The sequence below is a fragment of the Caballeronia ptereochthonis genome, assembly GCF_001545075.1.
Classification (GTDB): domain Bacteria; phylum Pseudomonadota; class Gammaproteobacteria; order Burkholderiales; family Burkholderiaceae; genus Caballeronia; species Caballeronia ptereochthonis.
Genome location: NZ_FCOB02000030.1, coordinates 69,413 through 91,222, shown reverse-complemented (window position 1 = coordinate 91,222; position 21,810 = coordinate 69,413). Strand labels below are relative to the sequence as shown.

Annotated in this window: 17 protein-coding genes; 9 read left to right on the top strand and 8 right to left on the bottom strand. The window is 66.8% G+C overall.

Annotated elements, in window-relative coordinates:
• A partial coding sequence (locus AWB83_RS27360) for a hypothetical protein (RefSeq protein ID WP_087048760.1) occupies nt 1-381 on the top strand: 381 nt, incomplete at its 5' end.
• 14 nt (nt 382-395) lie between these two features.
• Here the strand turns inward: AWB83_RS27360 and AWB83_RS27355 are convergent.
• Nucleotides 396-752: a hypothetical protein gene (locus AWB83_RS27355; RefSeq protein WP_087048744.1), complete on the bottom strand. Its 357-nt coding sequence runs from the start codon at nt 750-752 to the stop codon at nt 396-398.
• A gap of 401 nt (nt 753-1,153) precedes the next feature.
• Here AWB83_RS27355 and mprF point away from each other — a divergent pair, with 401 nt between their 5' ends.
• Both mprF and AWB83_RS27345 read left to right on the top strand, forming a co-directional pair.
• Entirely contained in the window at nt 1,154-3,748 is a 2,595-nt protein-coding gene (mprF, locus tag AWB83_RS27350) for a bifunctional lysylphosphatidylglycerol flippase/synthetase MprF (protein WP_096059396.1), read from the top strand.
• The gene (locus AWB83_RS27345; protein WP_208636811.1) at nt 3,745-5,046 is read left to right on the top strand and encodes a virulence factor family protein; all 1,302 of its coding nucleotides are present in this window, start codon (nt 3,745-3,747) and stop codon (nt 5,044-5,046) included. The genes mprF and AWB83_RS27345 overlap by 4 nt, the downstream gene beginning before the upstream one ends.
• Nucleotides 5,047-5,136: 90 nt before the next feature.
• Here AWB83_RS27345 and AWB83_RS27340 read toward each other — a convergent pair whose 3' ends face one another.
• Together AWB83_RS27340 and AWB83_RS27335 are read right to left on the bottom strand one after the other, a co-directional pair.
• Nucleotides 5,137-5,646: a DUF1993 domain-containing protein gene (locus AWB83_RS27340; protein WP_087048742.1), complete on the bottom strand. Its 510-nt coding sequence runs from the start codon at nt 5,644-5,646 to the stop codon at nt 5,137-5,139.
• Between the two features lie 146 nt (nt 5,647-5,792).
• The gene (locus tag AWB83_RS27335; protein ID WP_087048741.1) at nt 5,793-5,999 is read right to left on the bottom strand and encodes an oxidoreductase-like domain-containing protein; all 207 of its coding nucleotides are present in this window, start codon (nt 5,997-5,999) and stop codon (nt 5,793-5,795) included.
• 156 nt (nt 6,000-6,155) lie between these two features.
• Between AWB83_RS27335 and AWB83_RS27330 the strand changes: the two genes are divergently transcribed.
• From AWB83_RS27330 to AWB83_RS27320, 3 genes are all read left to right on the top strand, one after another.
• Nucleotides 6,156-8,657, top strand: a complete 2,502-nt coding sequence (locus AWB83_RS27330; protein WP_087048740.1) for a penicillin acylase family protein — start codon at nt 6,156-6,158, stop codon at nt 8,655-8,657.
• Nucleotides 8,658-8,755: 98 nt separating this feature from the next.
• Nucleotides 8,756-10,225 (top strand): M20 family metallopeptidase, encoded by a 1,470-nt coding sequence (locus AWB83_RS27325; protein ID WP_087048758.1) that lies wholly within the window; start codon nt 8,756-8,758, stop codon nt 10,223-10,225.
• 179 nt (nt 10,226-10,404) lie between these two features.
• Nucleotides 10,405-11,514 carry a malate/lactate/ureidoglycolate dehydrogenase gene (locus AWB83_RS27320; protein WP_087048739.1) on the top strand — a complete coding sequence of 370 codons (1,110 nt, stop codon included), beginning with the start codon at nt 10,405-10,407 and terminating at the stop codon, nt 11,512-11,514.
• A gap of 72 nt (nt 11,515-11,586) precedes the next feature.
• Here AWB83_RS27320 and AWB83_RS27315 read toward each other — a convergent pair whose 3' ends face one another.
• Nucleotides 11,587-12,483 carry an NAD-dependent epimerase/dehydratase family protein gene (locus AWB83_RS27315; protein WP_087048757.1) on the bottom strand — a complete coding sequence of 299 codons (897 nt, stop codon included), beginning with the start codon at nt 12,481-12,483 and terminating at the stop codon, nt 11,587-11,589.
• Between the two features lie 107 nt (nt 12,484-12,590).
• On the opposite strand from AWB83_RS27315, the gene AWB83_RS27310 reads away from it, so the two are divergent.
• Both AWB83_RS27310 and AWB83_RS27305 read left to right on the top strand, forming a co-directional pair.
• Nucleotides 12,591-13,490 (top strand): LysR family transcriptional regulator, encoded by a 900-nt coding sequence (locus tag AWB83_RS27310; RefSeq protein WP_087048738.1) that lies wholly within the window; start codon nt 12,591-12,593, stop codon nt 13,488-13,490.
• A gap of 36 nt (nt 13,491-13,526) precedes the next feature.
• A complete protein-coding gene (locus AWB83_RS27305; RefSeq protein ID WP_087048737.1) occupies nt 13,527-13,919 on the top strand; it encodes a RidA family protein in 393 nt (130 codons plus the stop codon).
• Between the two features lie 27 nt (nt 13,920-13,946).
• Here AWB83_RS27305 and AWB83_RS27300 read toward each other — a convergent pair whose 3' ends face one another.
• Together AWB83_RS27300 and AWB83_RS27295 are read right to left on the bottom strand one after the other, a co-directional pair.
• Nucleotides 13,947-15,653: an acid phosphatase gene (locus AWB83_RS27300; protein ID WP_087048756.1), complete on the bottom strand. Its 1,707-nt coding sequence runs from the start codon at nt 15,651-15,653 to the stop codon at nt 13,947-13,949.
• Nucleotides 15,654-15,910: 257 nt separating this feature from the next.
• Nucleotides 15,911-16,705 carry a sulfite exporter TauE/SafE family protein gene (locus AWB83_RS27295; RefSeq protein ID WP_087048736.1) on the bottom strand — a complete coding sequence of 265 codons (795 nt, stop codon included), beginning with the start codon at nt 16,703-16,705 and terminating at the stop codon, nt 15,911-15,913.
• A gap of 207 nt (nt 16,706-16,912) precedes the next feature.
• Here AWB83_RS27295 and AWB83_RS27290 point away from each other — a divergent pair, with 207 nt between their 5' ends.
• Nucleotides 16,913-19,147: an amylo-alpha-1,6-glucosidase gene (locus AWB83_RS27290; RefSeq protein WP_374729144.1), complete on the top strand. Its 2,235-nt coding sequence runs from the start codon at nt 16,913-16,915 to the stop codon at nt 19,145-19,147.
• Nucleotides 19,148-19,201: 54 nt separating this feature from the next.
• Here the strand turns inward: AWB83_RS27290 and AWB83_RS27285 are convergent, their stop codons facing one another.
• Complete coding sequence (locus AWB83_RS27285; RefSeq protein WP_087048734.1) at nt 19,202-20,383, bottom strand: 4-hydroxybenzoate 3-monooxygenase; 1,182 nt, start codon at nt 20,381-20,383, stop codon at nt 19,202-19,204.
• A 191-nt stretch (nt 20,384-20,574) separates the two neighbouring features.
• Nucleotides 20,575-21,627, bottom strand: coding sequence for an aldo/keto reductase (locus tag AWB83_RS27280; protein ID WP_087048733.1), 1,053 nt, complete (start codon nt 21,625-21,627; stop codon nt 20,575-20,577).
• Between the last annotated feature and the right edge of the window lie 183 nt (nt 21,628-21,810).

Sequence of the window (21,810 nt, the reverse complement as noted above, 5' to 3'; positions counted from 1 at the left end):
GCTCAGGCGGCCCCCAGGCCGCCCGCGCCACCGACGCCGCCGGGCGAGCAGCGCATCATGGTCGGCAGCGCGAACGGCTACCACCTGATGGTCAGGACGACGCCGCCATCCCAGGTCTGCGACAGCGACGCCTTCGCCGATGGCGTGCGCTACGGCTACGCCCTGACGTGGAACCGCCTCGTCGGCGAGGACGCGCGCAACGGCGGCAAGCCGAAGCGCAAGTTCGACGCCTCCGCCATTCACTCGCAGGACGATCAATACAAGATCCAGTGGAACGGCAAGGAGCGCGTGAACGCGTGCGCGTCGGACGGGTATCTGATCGGGCGCATCGTCGGCACGCATCTGGCCGGTGTCGACATGCGCAACGGCAAGTCTTCCTAGGCGCGCAGCCGGGTTCAGTCGCAGGTGTGAGCGGCCGCGACGTAGCGGCTCGCGACCGCGACATCGCCATAAATGGTGTAGCCGGTGCCGTTCGCGGACGCCTGCGCAATCAGCAGCACGACCGACTGACTCGTGTAGCCCGCGCCCGGGATGGATACGGCCTGCGTGTCGGCGCTCGGCGAGTACTCGCGCACGCGGCCGGCGATCGGCGTCCATTTCGACTTCACGCACCGGATGAAATCGTACGGCTTCGCCTGCGACGTGCCGGACCCGACCGGCACGGTCCTGAGCAGGTTGTCGTCCGTCGATACGCATGCGCTCAAGGCCGACGCGCCGATTGCCGCGAACAGGATTGCGATGGTTTTTCTCATAAATACGATGACCTTTTTGTAGTTTCCACTTAATCTTCCGCCCGGCGCATCGTTCGATGCCAGCCGCATCCGCGGCCGTCGATCCTAACCGTTTCCCTGACAAACCGTAAAGCGCGGCCGATTTCGTGCCGATCCCGTACGGGCGGTCCGGGGAGCCGCGCCGAACTGCAGCAAACCTTTCGACCCGTAGTTTTCCCCAATATGGGTCAAGTCGGGTCAACCGCCGCCGTTATATAGGCGTTTCATGGTGTAAAGCCTTTTGTATGGCGCGAGCGCGGGCGGCGGGAGCCGAAATGGCGCTCTCCGACCGCGTCTGGTGCGCGGATCCCGATAACAGTGATATACCGCTGCCGTCGTCCGTTCGCGGGCGGCACGCAGCGTGAGCCAGTCTGATAGAACGCATGTCTCGCACAAAGTTGCTCGCCCGGCTTCGCGCCATTTCCCCGATCGGACGTTCGTCCGGCGGCTTCGATCTCCAGCGGCTCGCCGCGCCCGCGCTCACGATTGTCGTCTGTGTGCTGCTGCTCGTGGTCTTCCAGCATCTTTCGCGCTCGGTCGATTACAAGTCGGTGATCCATTCGCTGCGCGTCATGACGCTGCAGGCCTGGGTCGCGGCGCTGTTCGCCACCGCGCTCTCCTTCGCGGCGCTGGTCGGGCGCGACGCGGTGGGCCTGCGTCACATCGGCGCGGCGGTGCCGCGCTCGCTGCTGTGGGTCGGCGCGACGGTCGGCTCGGCGCTCGGCAATGTAACCGGTTTCGGCGCGCTGACGGGCGGCGCCGTGCGCTGCCGCGTCTACGGCGCGGCCGAGGTGACGCCGGCTCAGGTCGGCCGCCTGACCATCTTCACGAGCGTCACGCTCGCGCTCTCCCTCGCGTTCATGGCCGCGGCCGGCATGCTGCTCGGCGCGGGCACGCTCTCCGGCATGATGCACCTGCCGCCGGCGGCGCTGCGCGCGACCGGCGCGGCGCTCCTCGCCGTGTTCGCCGCGATGGTCCTGCTTTGCGGCCGCGAGCCGCGCACGCTGCGCTCGCGCTGGAAGTGGCTCTCGTTCACCGTGCCCGCGCGCCGCGATTTCGTCGCGCAGGCCGCGCTCGCCGTCGTCGACGTGTTCGGCGCCGGTCTCGCGCTCTGGGCGCTCCTGCCGAACGCGCAGGTCGGCTTCGGCGAATTCATGACGGTGTTCTCGGCGGCGATGCTGCTCGGCATGATCGGTCATACGCCCGGCGGCGTCGGCGTGTTCGAGGCGGCGATGGTGTTCGCGCTCGGCGGCAGCGCCAGGACGCCGGACGTGCTCGCCGCGCTGCTCGCCTATCGCGCGATCTACTTCGGCCTGCCGCTGATTCTCTCCGCCGGCGTGATGGCGGCGTTCGAAGGCCGCGCGCTGAAAGGGCGCTTCGGCTTTCTGAGCCCGCATCACGTTTCGCAGCTGGCGCCGGTTTTCCTGTCGATCATCACCTTCGCGGCGGGATCGATGCTCGTCATCTCGGGTGCGACGCCCGCGTTCAAGATGCGCATCGCGCTCCTGCAGACCATCGTTCCGCTGTGGGTGCTGGAGAGTTCACAACTGCTCGGCTCCGTGCTCGGTGTGCTGCTGCTCTTCGTCGCGCGCGGCCTGATGCGCCGCCTCGACGCCGCCTGGTGGCTCGCGCTGATGCTCGCCGTGGCGAACCTCGCGCTGTCGCTCGCCAAGGGTCTCGCGTTCGTCGAGGCGGGCGTGCTGGCGTTTCTCATCGTCCTGCTGATCGCGACGCGCGAGCGTTTCAACCGCCGCTCGTCGCTCTTTGCCGAGCGCTTCACCGCGACGTGGCTGATTTCGGTCGGCGTCGTGATGGCGCTCGCCGTCTGGATCATGTTCTTCGCGTTCCGCGACGTGCCGTACAGCGGCGATCTCTGGTGGCAATTCGCGTTCGACGAGCGCGCGCCGCGCGCGCTGCGCGCCACGCTGGCGGCGGCGGTGTTCGCCCTGGCATTCGCCGTCTGGCAGCTGCTGCGTCCGGCTGCGGGCCGCTTCGTGAAGCCGGCGCCGCAGGATCTCGCCGACGCCGCGCGCATCTTCCGTGCGCAGGAGCGCAGCGACGCGGGTCTCGCGATGATGGGCGACAAGAGCTTCCTCTTTTCCGAGTCGCGCGAAGCCTTCCTGATGTACGCGAAGCACGGCCGCACGTGGGCCGCGCTGCACGACCCGGTCGGTCCGCGCCGCGAGTGGGCGGAGCTGATCCGCAAGTTCGTGGAGCTCGCGCATGCGCACAACGGCCGGGCGGCGTTCTACCAGGTCCGCGCCGACGCGCTGCCCCTCTATCTCGACGCCGGCCTCACGCTGATGAAGCTCGGTGAGGAAGCGCACGTCGCGCTCTCGGAGTTCGATCTGAAGGGCTCGCACCGCGCGCATCTGCGTTATGCGCTGAAGCGCGGCGAGCGCGATGGCTTCGACACCGAGCTGATCGCACCGGACCATGTCGCCGAAAGCCTGCCGATGCTGCGCGCGATTTCCGACGACTGGCTGGAGAGCCGCTCCGCGCGCGAGAAGAGCTTCTCGGTCGCGGCGTTCAACGAGGAATATCTCTCGGCGCAGTCGGTGCTGCTGGTGCGCCAGCACGGCGAGCCGGTCGCGTTCGTCACCTTCATGACGACGGACATGAACACCGAAGCGACCGTCGGCGTGATGCGCCATGTCGCCGAAGCGTCGCCGTACGCGATGGAGTACCTCTTCACCAAGCTCGCGCTGCATCTGAAGGAGGCCGGGTTCAAGTCGCTGTCGCTCGGCATCGCGCCGTTGTCGGGCATGGAGCCGACGCCGCTCGCATCGCACTGGCATCGTCTCGCGGGGCTCATGTGGCGCTTCGGCGGTCGCTTCTACAACTTCCGCGGCCTGCGCGGATTCAAGAGCAAGTTCCAGCCGCGCTGGGAGCCGCGTTATCTGGCGGCGTCCGGCTCGGTCGGGGTGTTTTTTACTTTGGCGGACCTCTCGCTTCTCGCGGGCGGCTGGCGTTCATGAAATTCTTTGGCAAGAAAGCGGCGGCGCGGGCAGCGGCCGCCGTCTGTGGTATTTCCCTGTCTGGTATGGCTGGTATGGCGCATGCCGCCGAGTCGATCGCCGGCGGCCGTTACGGTCAGGTGACGCTCACGAAGCCCGCAGGCGACATGACCGGCTTCGTCGTTCTGTTCTCCGACAAAGGCGGATGGACCCCGGCCGACCAGCAGGCCGCCGATGCGCTGGCCGCCAAGGGGGCGATGGTCGTCGGCGTGGACACGCCGCGTTATGCCGCGCGGCTCGCGACCGACAAGAGCGAGAAGTCGTGCCACAACCTCGTCGGCGATGCGGAGAACATGAGCCATCAGCTCGAACGCACCGTGCAGACGAACCATTATTTCTCGCCGATTCTCGTCGGCGCGGGACAGGGCGCGATCCTCGCGGAACGCTCGCTCGGCCAGGCGCCCGATAACACCGTGGCGGGCGCCGTGTCGCTCGGGCCCGATGCGCAGCTCGATGCGCGCTTCAACCCGTGTCCGCCGGACCCGACGATCATCCACGCCAAGGGCTTGCCGGGCTTCATGGAGCGCGCCGCGATGCAGCCGGGCCGCGCGAAGGCCGATGCGCTCGTCGCGATGACGGCGCCGCATCTGAAGAAGGCCGGGCCCGTGACGGAGAGCGACGTTTCCGATCTCCCGCTGATCGAGCTGCGCGCGGCGCAGCCGACCGATCTTCTCGCGATCGTGATTTCCGGCGACGGCGGCTGGCGCGATCTCGACAAGACGATGGCGCTCGCGCTGCAGCGCGACGGCGTGTCGGTGATCGGCATCGACTCGCTGCGCTACTTCTGGGGCGAGAAGACGCCGCAGCAGACCGCCGACGATCTGGCCCGCGTGATCCGCACGTATGAAGCCCGCTGGCATACGAGCCACGTGGCGCTCGTCGGCTACTCCTTCGGCGCGGACGTGATGCCGTTCGCATACAACCGCCTGCCGGACGCGGCGCGCGCGCAGGTGTCGTACATCTCGCTGATGGGCTTCTCGCCCGCCGCCGATTTCCAGATCCGCGTGACGGGCTGGCTCGGCATGCCGGCGAGCGACAAGGCACTCAAGGTGCGGCCGGAATTGGACAGGCTGCCGCCGTCGATGGTGCAATGCATCTACGGCGAGAAGGAAGAAGACACGCTGTGCCCGGCGCTCACGAAGACGGGCATCGAAGTGGTGAAGCTGCCCGGCGACCATCACTTCGGCGGCGACTACGATGCGCTCGCGCGGCGCATCCTCGCCGGCTGGCGCAAGCAGATCGCGGCGCGGCAGGGCTAGCGCAGCCCAGCCGTCGCGTGATGAGCGTAGCCATCGTCGAAGGTCCGGCCGCACCGCCGTCCGGACCAAGCTCTCAGCGGAATTTCAAGCTCATTTGAGCGGACCGAGATAGTCCCGCTTGCCGACCGGCGCGCCGAGATGGCGCAGGATGTCGTGCGTCGTGACGACATGAAAATAGAAGTTCGGCAGCCCGAAGCCGAACAGATAATCGACGCCCGAGAACGACGGCGAGAAGTCCGGAAACTTCAGCGTGACCGTGCGCGTTTCGCTGTCGGCGAGCGATGCCCGGTCGATGCTCTTCAGAAACGCGATCGTCTTCTCGATGCGCGCCTGCAGCGACGGGAAGCTGTCCTCGTTGTCCTCGAAGCGCGGTGCTTCGACGCCCGCGAGGCGCGCGGCCGACAGCTTCGCGGTGTCGCTCGCGCGCTGGATCTGCGCGGCGAGCGGCAGCATGTCCGGCGCGAGGCGCGCGTTGATCACGTCGGCGTGGGCGAGGCCTTTTTCATCGGCGAAGGCGGCGCCTTTCTTGAGCAGATCCGCGCACACTTCGAGTCCGCGGATGAAGACCGGAATCGACGCGCGATACATCGTGAGAGACATGGGTTTGCGCTCCTTGAGGTTTGTTTCGACAGCTTTTCATGAGACCGGAGCAAGCGTCTGCGCGCCCGATCCGGCCGACAGGGACAGAGGGGACACAAGCATAGCGCCGGGCGCGTTTCCCTGCTCGAATCGACGGCGCGCGGCGCTCACCGGCCGCGCTTGCCGGATGGCTGCGCATGCCGCGCTTCCCACGCGCGCAACTCCGCCTCGTAGCGTTCGAGTGCTTCCTGGTACAGATCGAAGACGCACGGGTTGCAGCCGCTCTGGCAGCAGTCTCCCGGCAAAGGGCGCTCGGGCGGCGTGGGGCGGGGATCGTCCGCAGGGACGTCGGCGATATCGTGGGACTCGTTCATGGAATCGAAACGCTGTCTGCGATTCATTGTGCAACGGCTCGCCGCGTCAACGCGAGCAGCCAGATTTTGGTGGGCGTCCGCCGCGCGCGATGCGATACTGCGCGCGGGGACGTGTTCGGCCCGTCATCACGTCGATCGGACTGAAGGACGCTATCGATGAACCATTCCGTCTGCCTTGCGATCTCCGGGGTGCTCGCGAGCGCCTTGCTGGCCGGCTGCGTCGTGCCGCCGGAAACATCGCGCGGGGCCGGCCAGACGGGCGTGGCATATCAGACCGGCCCTGGCGCGCAGACCGCCTGGAGCGCCGAAATCCGCCGCACGCAGGACGGCGTTCCCCATATTCGCGCGGCCGATTGGGGCGGTCTCGGCTTCGGGTTCGGCTATGCGCAGGCGGAAGACAACCTGTGCACGCTTGCCGATGCCTTCGTCACCTATCGCGGCGAGCGTTCGGAGTACTTCGGGGCGGACGCGCGTCCGCCCGCCGCCGCGACCTTCGGCCAGCCGCGCAACATCGACGCGGACTTCTTCTTTCGCATGGTCGGCGATCAGGCGGCCGTCGTTCGCTACCGCTCCGCGCAGCCCGCCGAGCTGCGCAATCTGATCGATGGTTTCGCAAATGGCTACAACCGCTATCTCGCCGACCTCGACGCGGGCAAGTTTCCGAGCGCGCATGCCGCGTGCCGGGGCAAGCCGTGGGTCGGCAGGATCGGCGCGGACGATATCTATCTGCGGCTGATCGCGGCCAATCTCGCGGGCGGCTCGGCGCGCTTCGTGACGCCGATCGCGATCGCCCATCCACCGAAGCCAGCCGCACCGGCGCCGCGCGGCGAGCGCGACTCGCCCGCGCCCGCCGCAGCCGAGTCAGCGCAGACGGCGCTCGACACGCTGCGCTTTTCCATCGGCGAGAACCCCGGCATCGGCAGCAACGCGCTCGCGTTCGGCGCGCCGATCACGCGCGACAAGCGCAGCATCCTGTTCGGCAATCCGCACTGGTTCTGGCGCGGTCCCGACCGTTTCTATCAGGCGCAACTGACGATACCCGGGCAGGTGAACGTCGCGGGCGTGTCGTTTCTCGGCGTGCCGCTGATCGTGCTCGGCTTCAACGACAACATCGCGTGGACGCATACGGTGTCGAGCGCGCGGCGCTTCGGCATCTTCCAGCTGACGCTCGATCCCGCCGATCCGACGCACTATCTCGTCGACGGCCAGAGCGAGGCGATGACGCCCGTGCCGCTCACCGTGCGTGCGCGCCGCGCGGACGGCACGCTCGAGTCGGTGTCGCGCACGCTCTACCGCACGCGGTTCGGGCCGGTCGTCGATCTTTCCGCGATGGCGCAAGGCCTCGGCTGGAGCGCGCAGCGCGCCTATGCGCTCGCCGACGTGAACGTCGACAACACGCGCGCGTTTCAGAACTTCTTCGCGTGGAACCAGGCGCACTCGCTCGTCGACTTCATGACGCTCCAGAAACGCTACGCGGCGATGCCCTGGGCGAACACCTTCGCGATCGGGCGCGGCGACGAGCGCGTCTGGTTCGCGGATATCGGCCCGATCCCGAACGTGCCCGATGCGCTAGCCGATTCTTGCACGCCGCCGGCGGGCCGCGCGTTCGCGGGTCGCGTCCCCGGCGCGCCGTTTCTCGACGGCTCGAAGAGCGCGTGCGCGTGGCGCGTCGATCCGGCGAGCATGCAGCCGGGCGCGCTGCCCGTCGATCAGTTGCCCAACACCGTGCGCGGCGATTACGTCGGCAATTTCAACGACAGCTACTGGCTCGCCAACGCGAACGCGCCGATGTCGGGCTATCCCCGCATCGCGGGCGCGACGCGCGCCGAGCAGTCGCTGCGCACGCGTTACGGCCATCTGCTCGCCGCGCGGCTGCAGCGTGAACGCGGCGGCGTCACGCGCGAGGCGCTCGAATCCGCCGTGCTGGAAACCAGCTCGATGTCCGAGCGGCTGTTCCGCAAGCCGCTGCTCGACGCGATCTGCACCGTCAACGATGCGCTTTCCGCGCTGCACGATGCGTGTGAAGTCTTGCGTCAATGGAACGGCACGGCGGATACCGACGCGCGCGGCGCGAACCTGTGGGACGAGTTCTGGGCACGCGTGACGCGTATCGCGCCGGAGCGCCTGTACGAGTCGGGCTTCGATCCGAACAAGCCGCTCGCGACGCCTGCCGGTTTCAACGTCGACAATCCGGCCGTGCTGCAGGATCTGCGTCAGGCGCTCGGCGGCGCGGCGCTCGCCCTCAGGCTCAACGGCTTCGCGCTCGATTCGCGCCGCGGCGACATTCTCTACACGGAGCGCCGCGGCGCGCGCGTGCCCCTGTACGGCGGCTGCGACGAGGCCGGCTACTTCACGATCGTCTGCGCGCGGCGCCCGCTCGATGCGAAGGGCTATCCGATGGACGTGAGCGGCCAGGGCGACAGCTACGTGCAGGTGGTCACGTTCGGCGCGAACGGCGTGGAGGCGGACACGATGCTCTCGCATTCCGAATCGGACGATCCCGCATCCCCGCATTCCGCCGACGCGACGCGTGCGTTCGCGGCGAAGCGCTGGGCGCGCTTTCCATTCACGGATGAGGCGATCGATTCGGATCCGGCGGTGACGCGCGTGGTCGTGTCGGGTACGCGCGACGAGGCAGGCAGCTCGACCGGGCGTTGAAGAAAAATCACGTCGGTCGCGCATGCCCGGCGCGCGGCCGGTCGAGCCGAGGGCAAATCCCGTCTATGATGGAATTTTGCTCGAATGGAAACACGCTCATGACTATCGGCGACGGCACGCAACACGAAGAAGCAGTACGGCTCGATTCCGCCGTCCTGCGCGATTTCGTGGATCGCAAATGGAACGACGAGATCGTTCCCGCGCTGACCGACTACATCGCGGTCCCCGCGAAGAGCCCGATGTTCGACAGCGACTGGGCGCGCCACGGCTTCATCGAGCGCGTGGTCACCGACGCGGTCGACTGGGTCCGGACGCAGCCGGTGAAAGGCCTCAAGGTCGAGATCGTGCGCTTGCCCGAGCGCACGCCGGTGATCTTCTTCGAAGCGCCCGCCACACGTTCCGGCAGCACGGAAACGGTCGTGCTCTACGGCCATCTCGACAAGCAGCCTGAATTCGAGGGCTGGCGCAGCGATCTCGGCCCGTGGACGCCGAAGCTCGAGGACGGCAAGCTCTACGGCCGCGGCGGCGCCGACGACGGCTACGCCACCTACGCGAGCATCACGGCGCTCGCGGCGCTGGACGCGCAGGGCGTCGAGCGGCCGCGCTGCGTGGGCATCATCGAGACCTGCGAGGAATCCGGCAGCTACGATCTCCTGCCCTACATCGACGCATTGCGCGAGCGGCTGGGCGATGTCGGCCTCGTGATCTGCCTCGATTCCGGCGCGGGCAACTACGATCAGCTCTGGCTCACGACTTCGCTGCGCGGCCTCGTCGCGGGCGATCTCGAAGTGCAGGTGCTGGAAGAGGGCATTCACTCGGGCGGCTACGGCGGCATCGCACCGTCGACCTTCCGCATCATGCGGCAGCTGTTCGAGCGCCTGGAAGACGCGGGCACCGGCGACCTGCTGCCCAAGGACTTCCACTGCCCGATTCCACAAGAGCGCCGGCGCGAAACGGAAGCCACCGCGCGCATTCTCGGCGACGACGTCTGGAAGAAGCTGCCGTGGAGTTGCGGTCAGGACGGGGGCAGCGTCCTGCCGACCACGACCGACCCGCGGGAAGCACTGCTCAATTCCACCTGGCGCCCGTCGCTCACCGTGACGGGTGCGGCCGGCCTGCCGCCACTCGCGGATGCGGGCAACGTGCTCGCGCCGCGCACGGCGTTCAAGCTGTCGCTGCGCCTGCCGCCGCTCGTGGACGCGACGGAAGCGGTCACGCGACTGAAGACGCTGCTGGAACTCGATCCGCCCTATAACGCCAGGGTCACGTTCAAGCCGGAGGCGGGCGCGGCCACGGGCTGGAACGCGCCCGATCTCGCGCCCTGGCTCGCGTCGTCATTGAATGACGCGTCGCGGCGCCACTTCGGCGCGGATGTCGCATTCATGGGGCAGGGCGGCACCATTCCGCTGATGAATACGCTCAAGGAGGGCTTTCCGCGCTCCCAGTTCATGGTGTGCGGCGTGCTCGGCCCGAAATCCAACGCGCACGGCCCGAATGAATTCCTGCACGTGCCGTATGCGAAGAAGCTGACGGCCGCCGTCGCGGAGGTGATCGCGGCGGCGCCCTGAGCGTCGGGCGCATCGACCGGAATCTGCAAGCCCGGCTCGTCCGGGCTTTTTTTCGCCCGTTTTCAGCGATTTTGTAAAAACAAACTGGTAAGGCCAGTTGATCGTCTGTAAAGTGATAGGCCCGCGCGCGTCTCGAAAAAACGAACGCGCGAGCCATCAACCAGGAGACGAGTGTCGCAATGAATGCATCCCCAACGCCCACCCCTTCCCCAGCAGAACGGCGCATCGCCGCCGACACGCTGCACGCCTACGTCCGCGCGATCTGGGAACACGCGGGCAGCGCGCCGCGCGAGGCGGAACTGGTCGCCGATCATCTCGTGATGTCGAATCTGTCGGGCCACGATTCGCACGGCGTCGGGATGATCCCGCGTTACGTCGCGTCGCTCGGCGAGGGGCAACTGAAGCTCAACACGCACGCCGAGATCGTCCGCGATGCGGGCGCGGTGCTGACCGTCGACGGACGCAAGGGCTTCGGCCAGGTCGTTGCCTACGAGGCGATGGAGCACGGCATCGAGCGCGCGAAAAAGCTCGGCGTGTGCGCGGTCGGTTTGCGCAACGCGCATCACATCGGGCGCATCGGCCATTGGGCGGAGCAGTGCGCGAAGGCGGGGCTCGTGTCGTTCCACTTCGTGAACGTGGCGGGCGATCCGCTGGTCGCGCCGTTCGGCGGCATCGACCGGCGCTTCGGCACGAATCCGTTCTGCGCGGCATACCCGCGCGAAGGCAAGAGCCCGCTCGTGCTCGACTTCGCGACGGCCGGCATCGCGTACGGCAAGACGCGCGTCGCGTACAACAAGGGCGTCAAGGTCGCGCCGGGCATGCTGCTCGATCACGAAGGCAAGCCGACCATCGAGCCGAAGGTCATGCACGAGGAGCCGTTCGGCTCGCTCACGGCGTTCGGCCTGCACAAAGGCTCGGGACTTGCCGCGCTGTGCGAGATTTTCGGCGGGGCGCTGTCGGGCGGCTATACGACGCATGAAAGCACGCTGGAGAAGTCGAGCGCGATCATCAACTGCATGACTTCGGTGATCGTCGATCCGAACGCCTTCGATGCGCCCGCCGCGCAGGCGGAGGCCGAAGCGTTCCTCGAATGGATGAAGGCTTCGCCGCGCGCCGAGGGCGTCGACGCGATCCACGCGCCGGGCGAGCCTGAAGACGCGCGCCGCGCCGAGCGCACGGCCAACGGCATCGCGATCGATCCGACGACGTGGAGGCAGATCCGCGATTCGGCGGCCACGTCGGGCATGCCGGAAGCGGCGATCGAGAAGTTCGCGAGCGCGCTCAGGTAAGCTCAGACAGGTTCCCTGACGCGCCTGCGCGGCGAATTGGTCAAGCCAGTTTGCCGCGCGTCTGCGATGCGATCAGGCGACCATGTCCTTCTCGATCCACTCGATGACCGACGTGCGCAGCGGCCGCCAGCCGAGGATTTCGCGCGTGCGCTTGCTTCGCACGCGGCTGTTCGAGCCGAGACCGTACGACGCCATCTCGTAACCCCATTCCCTGATCGCATCCTCGAGCGGCCAGTCTTCCGGGCCGCGCAAGTGGAGCGTCTTCGCCATCGCGGCGGTCATGTCGCGGAACTGCGCTTCGCCGCTCTCGACGAAATAGAACGTGCCCGCCGGCGACTTGTCGAGCGCAAGGCGATAGATCTCGACGACATCGTCGATATGCACGTTCGACCAGATGTTCAACCCCCGTCCCACGTGCCGCACGATGCCGCTCTTGCGCGCCTGACGTTCCAGCCGCGGGAGCTGCACGCTCGCGGTATTCGGCACCGCCCCGTGACCGTAGATCAGCGTGTTGCAGAGCACGGCGGAGCGGACGCCACGTTCGGCGGCGCCAAGCACGAGATTGTCGATCGCGACGCGCGGCGCCTTGTCGGGCGTCGGCTCGGGCAGATCGTCCTCCGTGTAGATCTTGTCCGACGCCTCGCCGCCCGACGCGTCGCCGACGATGCTCGATCCGCTCGTATGCAGAAACGGCTTGTTCGAGCCTTCGAGCGCGCCGATCAGCGCTTCGACCGCGCCGCGATGATCGCTGCTGGCGGCGTTGATGACCGCATCGGCCGCGCGGGCTTCGGCGGCGAGCAGGGCGGCATCGTCCAGACTGCCGATGACCGGTTCGATGCCCAGGCGTTTCAGATCGTCGCTTTGCTCGGCACGGCGAATCAGTCCGCGCACGCGATGCCCGTCGCGCGCGAGCCCCGCGGCGATCGACCCGCCGATGAAACCGCCCGCGCCCGTGATGAAGATGTTCATGTTCATGCTCCGTTGAATGTTCAAACTCGATGAGCACAGTATGATCCGCTTCGACTTTCGCAAAAACGGTGGTAGTCTCAAATGAATCTTGACCTGGAATCAAGAATTTGAAGACGAATACCGACGAATTGCTCGTTTTCGTCACCGTGATCGACAGCGGTTCGATGACGGCGGCCGCCGAGGCGCTCCAGCAGACGGTTTCGGGCGTGAGCCGCACGCTCACGCGCCTCGAAAAGAAGCTGGATGCGACGCTCGTGCGGCGCACGACGCGCCGTCTGCACCTCACCGACGAGGGCGAACTCTTTCTCGCACGCGCCCGGGCGATACTCGCGGCGATGGAGGATGCCGAGGAAGCCTTGGCGCGTCACCGGGAGCGGCCCGCCGGGCGCCTGCGCGTGGACGCGGCGTCGCCCTTCGTGCTTCATTGCATCGTGCCGCACGTGAACGCGTTTGCGGCGCTTTATCCGGAAATTGCACTCGAACTGACGAGCAACGAGCGCATCGTGGATCTTCTGGAGCAGCGCGTGGATATCGCGATCCGCATCGGCGCCTTGCAGGATTCCACACTGCATGCGCGCGCGCTCGGCAGCAGCCGTCTGCGCATGCTCGCGAGCCCGGCCTATCTCGCGGAGCACGGCGAGCCGCGCGACATCGACGAACTCGTGCGCGCACGGCTGATCGGCTTCACCGCGCCCGAAAGCCTCAATGACTGGCCTTTGCGCGACACTCGCGATGGGCGCGCCGCATCGTTCGTGACGATCCGCCCGGCGGTTTCGGCTTCGAGCGGTGAGACGATCCGGCAACTGGCGCTCGACGGCGGCGGCATCGCCTGCCTCGCCGACTTCATGAGCGCCGCCGACGTCCGCGCGGGCCGCCTGCGCACGATCCTCGACGACATCCTCGAAGATGTCCGTCAGCCGATCAACGCGGTGTACTACCAGAGCGAGTCGATGGCGGCCCGCTCGCGCGCATTTCTCGATTTCCTCGCCAGCAGGCTTACGCTCTGACGAGCACTGCTTCGACTCCCAACCACCCGACCGACCATGCCAAAGATCGAAACCATCAACGCGCCCGGCCTGCCCATTCCCGCAGGCCATTACTGCCACGCGACGCGTGCGGGCAATCTCGTGTGCGTCTCCGGCCAACTGCCGGTGCGCCCGGACGGCACGCACACGGGCGAGCTGCCGTTCGAAGAGCAGGCCGAACAGACGCTCTCCAATCTGCGCGCCGTGCTGGAAGCCGCGGGCGCAAAGCTCGAAGACTGCATCGAAGTGACGGTGTATCTCGTCGGCATCGAGCACTGGAAAGCGTTCAACGAGATCTATGCGCGTCACTTCGGCGAGTGGAAGCCGGCGCGCGCGGTCGTGCCGGTCGGTGCGTTGCATTACGGCTATCTGGTCGAGATATCCGCGCGCGCCTGGGTCGAGCGGGGCTAGGCGAACCTGGCCGCGCTCGACCGAGCGTCACGCCAGATCCAGCGACTTCGTCAGATCGCCGAGCGGCGCCTCGCCGTTGGCGGCGAACGCGCGATCCCGTGCGGCCACGCCGTCGAGCGGTGCGAGATCGTGCACGCGCGAGATGAAGCGCAGGATCGAGTTCGTGTCGTACACGGTGTGATCGACGTAGCCCTTCTTCGCGAACGGCGAAATCACCAGCGCGGGAATGCGCGAGCCCGGCCCCCAGCGGTCGCCCTTCGGCGGCGGGACGTGGTCCCACCAGCCGCCGTTCTCGTCGACCGTGACGATCACCACGGTATTCGCCCACTGCGGCCCGCGCTGGATGTGCTCGATCACGTTCGAGATATGCCGGTCGCCCGAGGCGATGTCCGCGTATCCCGCATGCATGTTGAGGTTGCCCTGCGGCTTGTAGAACGTGACGGTGGGCAAGCGGCCCGCGTCGATATCCGCGAGCAGCTTGTTCGTGGAAGGGTCGTCGCCCAGGCCCGCGTCGCGCAGATGCTGGGCGCGCGCGGCCGTGCCCGGCGCGTAGTTCGCGAAGTAATTGAACGGCTGGTGATGGTACTGAAAATCGGGAACCACACCGGTATCGCGATGTTCCAGCGCGTATTGCCACGCGCCGCTGTACCACGCCCAGTCGATGTTCTTCGCTGAGAGGCGATCGCCGATCGTCGCATAGGTCTGAGGCGGCAGGACGAGCGCGTTCGCTCTGTCCGCGTAAAGCGGATCGCCGCCCGGCGTTGGCGGCACATTGCTCGGCTGATACGGCGGAAACATTGTGTTGACGGCGTAGCCGTCGGCCGTGAGCGCGCCGTCGCGCACGAATTTCGGCGGACCTTCGAGCGCGGACCGGGGCGAGTCGGGCGCGAGCTTCAGGCGCGCGCCCGTGGGGTCGTCGCCTTCCACGACCGCCAGCAGCTTCGCCGCCGGGCCGCTCTTCGCGTCCGGATAGAAGGGCGCCTGCGCGGAGATCAGGAAAATGTGGTTCAGCCACGAACCGCCGAATGCCGACATGAAGAAGTTGTCGCAGAGCGTGTACTGCTGTGCGAGGCCCCAGAGCCTCAGCGTGTCCGGCGAGTTCTGGTAATGGCCCATCACGAGGCCGCCAGAGTCGCCCCACGCCGCGAACTGGTTGTTGCGTCCGGCGGCGATCTGCATCTGGTTCTGATAGAAGCGATGCACGAGATCCCGCGTGATGACGGAATTGGGCAGCGGCGCGCCATGGGCGTCCATGATCCGGAAGGGCGCGTTGCTCAGGCCGGTGATCTGCTGCTCGGTGATCGCATAGCGCTTGCCGTCGACTTCCTGCGCCTGCGGCACGAGACCGCCCCAGATCTTCGGCAGCGCGGGCATCGGCGTGACGCCGTCGCGGTCGAGTTGCGTGTAACGCGACGCTGGCACGGCCGAGAGCGGATATTGCACGCCCGGATAGTCGCCGTAGAGATTCGTGAAGCTGCGGTTCTCCGCGTAAATCACGACGATATGCTGCACCTTCGCCGCGAGCGCGCGGTCCAGCGCGAGATCGGCCGCCGTCTTCGGCGTGGTCGGCTTCTGTTCGAACAGATTGCATCCGCTGAGCGACAGGCCCGCGATACCAACGCCCGCTACACCGGCCGCGAGCAGCCGCCGCCGTGCGGGGTCGGCGGGTGCATCGCTGTCTGGTGTGTCGTTGCCGGAAGGAAGCTCGTGCTGCGGATGGTCGTTCTCATTCATCGCCTGACTCCTCGTGAACATGCGGCACACGCCCCGATGACGCGCGCCTGCATTATCGACGCCGAAAGATGACGCGCCCATTACCCGGCGCCCCGACTTGACCGCCTTGCGACTGGCGGGTCAACTGAGCGGGAATGATGCCGCATCGTCCGGCCGCGTGAAACCCGGCCGAACGGCATAGGCAAAAAAACAGAACGACGCGTGAATCGGCTTATGTCTTCTGGCCGACTGGAAACTGCCTTGGAGCGTGACTAACATCAACTGAACACGAGCTTTGCTCCGACGAGAACGAGCGTGGCGGCGAGCACGTGGCGCAGCAGCGCTTCCGGCGCCTTGGAGGACAGCATGCTGCCGATGGCAATGCCCGGAATCGAGCCCACGAGGAGCGAGACGAGCAGCGCCCAGTCCACCGAGCCGAGCATCCAGTGGCCGGCCCCGGCGATCAGCGTGAGCGGCACCGCGTGCGCCACGTCCGAGCCGACGATGCGCACCGTCGCGAGACGCGGATAGAGCAGGAGCAGCACCGTCACGCCGATCGCGCCGGCACCCACGGAAGTGATCGAAACGAGCACGCCGAGGATCGCGCCGGTGAGAATCGTCCAGGCGGCGGTGCGCGCGGGATGCTCGGGCCGGCCGCGTCCTTTCTGGTAAGCGAGGCGCGCGAGTTGCGGCCGGAAGACGAGCGAAACGGCGGTGATCAGGAGCGCGCTGCCGAGAATCACCTGGATGAGCCGCGCGGTGCCGGACGAGCTGATGCCGTGCGCGTGCAGGAAATAGAGCGTGACGGCCGCCGCCGGCACGCTGCCCGCCGCGAGACGCCCGGTGATGCGCCAGTCGACCGAGCCCTTGATGCCGTGCACGAGCGTTCCCGCGGTCTTGGTCGCGGCGGCGTAGAGCAGGTCGGTGCCGACCGCCGTCGCCGGGTGAATGCCGAACAGCAGGACGAGCAGCGGCGTCATCAGCGAACCGCCGCCCACGCCCGTCAGGCCGACCAGGAAGCCCACCGCGAGTCCTGAGGCAGAATAAAGCAAATCGATATGCGGAAATGACATTGCGCGCGGAGAACCCGTCAGGCGTGGTTGGGTCGAAAAACCGTCGATGATAGCGGGTAAGCGGCTCACCTGCTGCATGAAAGCAGCGCTCGATCGGGTGTTGCGGCGTGCCGGGGAGCTCGAGCGCGTTCCAGAGCGGCTCACGAACATCCTTCAGATTACTTTCAGGAAGGCGCAATGAATACCAAGGAACAGACGCAGGAACAGATGCAGCAACAACAGCAGCAGGAGCAGGATTCGCAACCGAAGCTCGCGGGTGCCGACGAGGCGTTCATCCCGACCGAGCACGCCAACATGCCGAGCGAACGTCAGTTCGTCCTGAAGTCCGGCAACACCTTCGCCGTGTACGACGCCAACGGCGACATTCGCGGCGGCGACGACGGCCTGTTCGTCAACGACACGCGCGTGCTCTCGGAACTCGTGCTGACCTTTGGTGGCCGCGCGCCGTCGCTGCTTTCGGGCAGCGTATCGAGTGACAACGCCGTGTTCACCGCGCACCTGACCAACCGTCCACTGCCGCCGATCGGCGGGGCGCGCACGCCGGAAGGCGTGATCCATGTCGAGCGCAAGCGCGTGCTGTCCGGGCATGTGCTGCACGAGAGCATCGTGCTCACGAATTACGGCACGGAGCCGTCCACCGTGCCGCTCTCCATCTCCTTCGCGGCGGATTTTCTCGACATGTTCGAAGTGCGCGGCGCGAAGCGCGGCAAGCGCGGCACCTTGCGGCCGCCGCTGGTCGAGAACGGCGAAGTCGTGCTGTGCTATGTCGGTCTGGACGAAGTGGAGCGCACGGCGCGCATCCAGTTCACGCCCGCTCCGGACGTGCTCTCGCCGACGCGCGCCGATTACGCGCTGCATATCCAGTCGGAAACGGCGATTTCCATCTATCTCTCGGTGACGGCCGTCACGCGCGCCTTGAGCGACGCGAGCGAGGAGAGCAAGCGCAACGCGGCCGAGGCGGCGGAATGCGAGCCCGAATCGGGCCGGCCGGCGATTCGCGAGGCGCTCGTCGAGGCGCACCGGCGCATGCGCGACAGGCGTCGCGCGAGCGCGCGGGTGCGTTCGAGCAACCCGCTGTTCAGTGAATGGATCGATCGTTCGTTTGCGGATCTCGGTCTGCTCACCACCGATCTCGAAACCGGGCCCTACCCCTACGCGGGCATTCCCTGGTTCTCGACGGCCTTCGGGCGCGATGCGATCATCACGTCCCTGCAGATGCTCTGGCTGCATCCGACGCTCGCGCGCGGCGTGCTGCGCTTCCTCGCCGCACATCAGGCGCGCGAGGACTCGGCGTTCCGCGACGCCGAGATCGGCAAGATCATGCACGAGACCCGCAAGAGCGAAATGGCCGCCACGGGCGAGGTGCCGTTCGCGCTGTACTACGGCGGCGTGGACAGCACGCCGCTCTTCATCGTGCTCGCGGGCGCGTATGCCGAGCGCACCGGCGACCGCGAACTGCTCGACGAGATCTGGCCGGCGCTGCAACTGGCGGCCGAGTGGGTCGCGCGGCACTGCGACAAGAATCCGTACGGCCTGCTGGACTATCAGCGCGCGTCCGAGCACGGCCTCGCGAACCAGGGCTGGAAGGACAGCCAGGACTCCGTGTTCCATGCGGACGGGAGATTCCCCATCGGTCCGATTGCGCTCGTCGAAGTACAGGGGTACGCATCGACGGCGTTTTCCACGATGGCTCGCCTTGCCCGCGAACGCGGCGAGGACGAGCGCGCGCAAGAATTCGAGCGGCGCGCCCGTCATATCCGCGAACGTGTCGAGGAGATGTACTGGATGCCGGAGATGGATTTCTACGGCATCGCACTGGACGGCAAGGGCGAACTGTGCCGCGTGCTCTCGTCGAACGCGGGGCATCTGCTGGCTTTCGATCTCGTGGACCGCCAGCGCGGCGAGGCGGTCGCGCGCCAGCTCGAATCGACCCTCTTTCACACCGGCTGGGGCGTGCGCACGCTGGCGGCGGGGCAGCCGCGCTTCAATCCGATGTCGTACCACAACGGTTCCGTATGGCCGCACGACACGGCGCTTTGCGCCCGCGGTCTCGCGCGCTACGGCGATCGCGGCGCGGCGGTCGGCCTGCTGCAATCGCTGTTCGAGGCGGCCGTTACCTTCGATATGCGCCTGCCGGAGCTTTTCTGCGGATTCACACGGCAGCGCGGCGAGCGACCGATTGCCTATCCGGTCGCGTGCCTGCCTCAGGCGTGGGCGGCAGGCGCGCCGTTCATGATCCTGGAGGCATGTCTGGGCGTGACGGTCGATGCCATCAATGACGAAGTGCGCATCGACCGGCCGCAGTTGCCGGAGGGCATCGACTGGCTGGAAATCGGCGATCTGCGTATCGGCGACAAGACCGCCACGATCACGTTCCGCCGCGTCGGCGGCCAGGTGATTCCGTCGGTGGAAGGGGACGTGCGGGTCGTCGCGGTGCTTTGATGGGCGCCACGCGCAGCGCCGGTGGGCGCCGCGCGTCTTGCGCCCGGAAGCCGATCAAACCGCCACGCTGCCGACGTAGTTCTCGGCAAGCGCGGTGGCGGCCGCGCGCGAAGTCGTCACGTGCTCCAGTTCCGCCACTTGCAGGCGCTGCTCGAAAGGCGACGTGTCCTCGAGCTTGTGCAGCATGCGCGTCATCCACCACGAGAAGTGCTCGGCGCGCCACACGCGCTTCAATGCCGTATCGGTATAGCGGGCGAGCTTCTCGCCGCTGCCTTCCTTGTAGAAGTCGACGAGCGCGGCGTTCAGCACACGCACGTCCGACACCGCGAGGTTCAGGCCCTTCGCGCCGGTCGGCGGCACGATGTGGGCGGCGTCGCCCGCGAGGAAGAGCTTGCCCGACTGCATCGGCGTAGACACGAAGCTGCGCATCCCGACGATGTTCTTCTGGAAAATCCTGCCTTCGGTGATCTGCCAGCCATCGGCGGTATCGACACGCGCATGCAGCTCCGCCCAGATGCGGTCGTCGGACCAGGCATCGACGGAATCCTTCGGGTCGCACTGGAAGTACATGCGCTGCACGCCCGGCGAGCGCGTACTGATGAGCGCGAAGCCGCGATCGTGGCGCGCGTAGATGAGTTCGTCGGAAGAGGGCGGCGCTTCGACGAGAATGCCGAACCAGCCGAACGGATAGACGCGCTGATAGTCCTGCCTGACCGCTTCCGGAATCGACTGGCGCGAAACGCCTTGCGAGCCGTCGCAGCCGATGATGAAGTCGCACTCCAGCTCTTCGTCGCGCCCTTCGTGCTGGTATTTGATGCGAGGCTTGCGATCGCTGCCTTCCTGGAAATCGTGCAGCGATACGTTCGACACGTTGAACTTCAGCGCGCCGTTCGCCGCGAGACGCGCCGCGACGAGATCCTTGATGACTTCGTGCTGTGCATAGACCGTGATCGAATGTCCGGTCAGTTCGGTCAGCGCGATGCGGCGGCGCTCGCCTTCGAACGCGAGCTCGAAACCATGATGCAGCGCGCCCTCGGCCTGCATGCGCGCGCCGAGGCCCGCCTGATTGAGCAGATCCATCGTGCCTTGTTCGAGCACGCCTGCGCGAATCGTCGATTCGATGTCGTTCTGGCTGCGCGCTTCGAGCACGACCGATTCGATGCCGCGCAGATGAAGAAGATGAGAGAGCAGGAGCCCGGCAGGGCCCGCGCCGACGATACCGACTTGAGTACGCATGATTGTCTCCGTGATGCGGTGGCGATGTTGTGCGTACAGTGTCGGCAGAGCGGCCTTATGCCGCAACGCGATACGGAGGATAAGGTCTATCGGATTTCGAGATAATGGCCGGAAAATGCCCCGAAAACCGGTGAAACACGGGTAAATACCTAGCTGAAGCGGGCGGCTTCGCTGGCCGCCCGCGCCGGAAATTACTCTGCCGCCTCCTCCTTCAGCTGGTTCCGCCGATATTCCCCCTGGCGCGTGAGCATCCAGCCCGGGTATTCGGACGGCAACCGGCTCACCTCATCGAGCGCGGCGAGTTCGTCCTCGTTGAGCCGGACCTTGGTCGCCGCGATGTTGTCGTCGAGCTGCTCCAGCCGTTTCGCGCCGATGATCACGCTCGTCACGACCTTCTGATGCAGGAGCCACGCAAGCGCGACCTGCGCGACCGACACGCCCTTGGCCTCGGCCACGCGCCGCATCACATCCACGCAGTCATAGGCGCGCTCGACATTGACCGGCGGAAAATCGAACTTGGTGCGGCGGCTGCCTTCTTCCTTGCCGCCTTCGCGCGTGAACTTGCCCGACAGCAGGCCGCCCGCGAGCGGACTCCACACCATCAACCCGACATTCTCGCTTTGCAGAAGCGGCACGATTTCGCGCTCGAGATCGCGGCCCGCGATCGTGTAGTACGCCTGCAGCGATTCGAAGCGCGCGAGGCCGAGCCGCTCGGAAATGCCGAGCGCCTTCATGATCTGCCACGCCGCCCAGTTCGACACCCCGATATAGCGCACGTGTCCGTGCTGCACGAGGTTGTCGAGCGCGCGCAGGGTTTCCTCGATCGGCGTCGCCGGATCGAAGCCGTGAATCTGGTACAGGTCGACGTGATCGAGCTGCAGGCGCTTCAGGCTCGCCTTCACGCCGTCGATGATGTGATAGCGCGACGCACCGCGCGAATTCGCCCCCTTGGTGCCGGTTTCGCCGAGAATCTTCGTCGCGACGACGACGTTTTCGCGCGGCACCTTCAGGTTCCTGAGCGCCTGGCCGGTGATGACTTCCGACTGGCCGTCGGCGTAGACGTCGGCGGTGTCGATGAAGTTGATGCCCGCATCCAGCGAGCGGCCGACGAGCTTGTCCGCTTCCGTCTGCTGCAACTGACCGATGTTGTCCCAGATCCCGCCGGTCCCGCCGCCGAAGGTCATCGTGCCGAGACACAGTTCGGAGACGAAAAGACCGGTATTGCCGAATTTCCTGTAGCGCATGGTTGCTCCCGAGTGACTGGAAAGGCGCGAGACGCTCGCATCGGCGCATGCAACGGGGCGAGCCTTCGTGCCGGCAATGCAGTATCTTCCCGCGGCGCGCCGCATTCATAGCCTGATCCTGTTCAATCCTTGCCTGTTTCTGCAAACGCGAGGGGTGGCCGCGAGCAATCTCGCGCTCGCGCG